The following is a 3,136-nucleotide window of genomic DNA, read 5'->3' as shown; positions in this document are numbered from 1 at the left end:
CAACAAGTTCAAGGAATGGCGGGGGCTGGCCACCCGGTACGACAAGACGCCCCAGAGCTACCTCGCGGGCCTTCACCTGCGCGGGGCCCTGTTGTGGTTGCGCAGCCTGCCCGCCACTCCTTGATCCAAACCCAGAACAGGCCCTAGGCCGGGGGTGGCATTCGGGGTCGTGAATACGGTAGGAGCATATAGTCCGGTTGTGTGCCGATCTGTGGGGCATTGCTATAGTCCGGACCATGCTCGAAGCGCGTTCGATTGCCGAAGCCCACCTCTACCTGGAGCTTCACGTCTGTGAGACGTGCAACCTCCGGTGGGCCGGGTTGCAGCACGGTCTGAGGATCGTCGATGGCCGCCCGGTGGCCGTCTACTCGGGTTCGTGCCCTTCCTGCGGCGTCCAGAGGCAATGGGAGTTCCTGATGCCGCGCGAGCCGCTTCCGCCCGGCCCCCTGGGTGGTGGCGAGCCCTCCACGATCATCGATCCCGGAGAGTTCCACGCGGCCTCGGACATGTACTTCAACCTCGCCCGGGACGCCGTGGAGGAGGCGGTTCCCGGCGATTATGAGAAAGTCGTGATCCTTCTTCAGCGCGCGATCTATGCGCTCTATGAAGTCCCGAAGTTCATTCCCCCTGCCGAAGACCGGGTTCCCTCGGATCTGATCGTCTCGGAGATCGGCAGGGCGTCTTATATGAGAAACCCCGACCGGTTCATCCGCGACCGGATCGAGTACGAGATCCAGGATCTGCTGAACCTGATGCGGCACTACCTGCCCGAGGCCGACACGGTGAGCTGACCTCTCCCGGGAACGCGCCCCCGGAACGTGGTGGTCTGCGAGGCGACGCTCCCCTTCCCCCGGGCGGCCGGCCCGCTCGGGTGCGCCCGGGGCGGCGTCGGCCCACGGGCCGGAACGGAGTCCGGCGAACGCACCGGCCCCGCGGGGCCGGTGCCCCTCTCCCGGGCCCGCGCGGCCGGTGACAGGACGGCACCGTGTGCCCTGCGTCGCATCGGGTGACCCGCCGCCGCGACGGCGACCTCCTGTTTTCCACTCTCGGGCCTGCCACCTGCGGCGATGACGTTCTGTTCTGATTCGGAAATGAAAACGAACCGGACGGCCTTCGTGTGAATCACACAGGAAGAACACTCACAATCCCTGTCCCAGGGATGGAGTACTGTACCTCCGGTGGCAACACCTGTCCGAATTGACCTTTGTCAACACATGAACGGGGTCGTCGACGCCAAGGAAAAGAGGACATGCGCAGAGACCACAGTACGGTCCCCTCGTTTCCGAGGATCTCCGCGGAGATCCTCGATGAGGTGACGGCCAGGGTCACCGTGAGCGGGATCGTCAGCTCGGTGACCGGTACCGACCTCAACGCGACGCGTGCCGAGGTCATCCGGCTGATCTCGCTCACCGCGAAGCGACTCGGCCGCCCGGTCCGCGCACTCACCGTCGAAGGCGGAGAGGAATGGCCTCTCGTCATCTACCCGGACGGGGTCGTCGAGAGCGACACGACCGTCGACCCGGGTAAGCGCAAGGGGAAGAAGAAGCAGACGGGCCGGGGCTCGAAGGCCAAGGGCGGCACCGCGCCGCGTACCCCCGAAGCCGGTCCCGTGCCGAGCGGCCCGCCGTCGGCCGACGCGTTCGTCTCGGGTGCGGCCCCCGACACCGCGGCGGTCGCGCCGGAACGGACACCCGCCCCCGAGGAGCGCGAGGACACCGGCGGGGAGCCGGTCCGGCCGAGCTCTGGGGCGCCTTCGCTGTTCGAGATGGTCGTGCAGAGTCTGGAGGAACGCGACCGGACGCTGGCCGCCGAGCAGGCCCGGAACCCGGCCCCGGAACCCCCTCCGAGCGCCCCGCAGAGCGGGCCCGTGCAGCCGCCGGTCGCCCCGGCCCCGGCGCGCTTTCCCGCGCCCCCCGCCCCGGCGCGCTTTCCAGCACCCCCCGCCCCGGCCCCTGAGCGGGGTCCGGCCACGACCGGGCGCCAGGACGTTCTGGGCCCACCGCCCCAGGGGCCGTCCGTGCCGCTGCCGCCTCCCCCCGTTCAGCAGGAGGAGCCCCGGGCGGCGGCCCCTCCGGTGCCTCCCGCGCCCGCGCCGCAGCCCCCGCCGGGGCATGCACAGGGCACCCCTCCCCAGGGCGTGCGGGCCAGGGGACCCGCACCCGACTCGCACACACCCCCCGTGCCGGGACCCCCTCAGGGGACCCCGGCCGGTGGGACACCCGCACCACGTCCGCTGCCCCCCGGTCCCGTGCAGCAGCCCCTGCCGGGGCATGCACAGGGCACCCCTGCGCACGGGGCGCCCACGGGTCCGCCTCCGGCGGCACCCGTGCCCGCACCGCAGCTCCCGCGGGGGGAGGGGCCCGCGGAGGGAAGCGGTTCCGCGGCCCTCCCGAGCGGCTCGGAATCGGCCGATCTGTGGAACACGGTCATCCAGGAGATCAACAGCGAACGCGGCACCCACCCCGGGCCGGTGACTCCCGTGCACCCCCGCCCCGGGCCCCCGGCCGCCGAGCCGCCGCCGCCCTCCACACCGCCCTCCCGGCGTCGCCGGTTCGGCCTCGGCGGTCTCCTGGGCCCCCGCGTGCCGGAGTGGTCCGCCCTTCCGGAGAACTTCCACGCCCGTATGCAGGTGCCCATCTCGGGACACCGCCGCGTCGCGGTCCTCAGCCTCAAGGGCGGCGTGGGCAAGACCACCACCAGCGTCCTGCTCGGCTCCCTCATGGCCGCCCACCGGGAGAGCAGGGTGGTCGCGGTCGACGTCAACCGGGACATGGGCACCCTGCGCGACCGGATCCCCCTACAGACCGGGCTCACCGTCCGGGACCTCTACCGGAACGCCGAATCCATCCGGGGGTTCACCGACCTGCGGGGCTACGTCTCCTCGAACGAGGAGAGGATGCACGCCCTCGTCGGTGACCACGTCTTCGGCTTCCGGGAGCTGGAGGGGGAGGACGGTTACGGCGTGGTCGCGGGTGTGCTGGAACGCTACTACTGATCTTTGATTATGCGGTTGACGGAAACGGTGAGGGTTCCAAGCCGACCGACTCGATGAACCCCCGCAGCAGATCGGTGCGCTTGCGCACCAGACGCAGATGCGCGTTGATCACCTGCTCCAAATCCTCCAGACTCCGGAACA

Annotated in this window: 2 protein-coding genes and 1 pseudogene; all 3 read left to right on the top strand. The window is 70.4% G+C overall.

Features of this window, described 5'->3' with window-relative positions:
- A pseudogene (locus ACJOT3_RS33770) lies at positions 1 to 124 on the top strand (IS5/IS1182 family transposase); the annotation flags it as partial.
- A gap of 112 nt (positions 125 to 236) precedes the next feature.
- Positions 237 to 791, top strand: a complete 555-nt coding sequence (locus tag ACJOT3_RS33765; protein ID WP_406977194.1) for a hypothetical protein — start codon at positions 237 to 239, stop codon at positions 789 to 791.
- Positions 792 to 1,249: 458 nt separating this feature from the next.
- Complete coding sequence (locus ACJOT3_RS33760; RefSeq protein ID WP_406977193.1) at positions 1,250 to 2,995, top strand: nucleotide-binding protein; 1,746 nt, start codon at positions 1,250 to 1,252, stop codon at positions 2,993 to 2,995.
- The last annotated feature ends 141 nt before the right edge of the window (positions 2,996 to 3,136 follow it).

Origin of the sequence: Nocardiopsis protaetiae, assembly GCF_045446735.1 — a bacterium.
Classification (GTDB): domain Bacteria; phylum Actinomycetota; class Actinomycetes; order Streptosporangiales; family Streptosporangiaceae; genus Nocardiopsis; species Nocardiopsis protaetiae.
The sequence above is the reverse complement of the archived record's forward strand: the minus strand, read 5'-3'. Positions and strand labels throughout refer to the sequence as shown.

Bases quoted from the DNA above. Each gene is read 5' to 3' on its own strand.
- ACJOT3_RS33765 (WP_406977194.1), top strand. From the start codon at position 237: ATGCTCGAAGCGCGTTCGATTGCCGAAGCCCACCTCTACCTGGAGCTT.
- ACJOT3_RS33760 (WP_406977193.1), top strand. From the start codon at position 1,250: ATGCGCAGAGACCACAGTACGGTCCCCTCGTTTCCGAGGATCTCCGCG.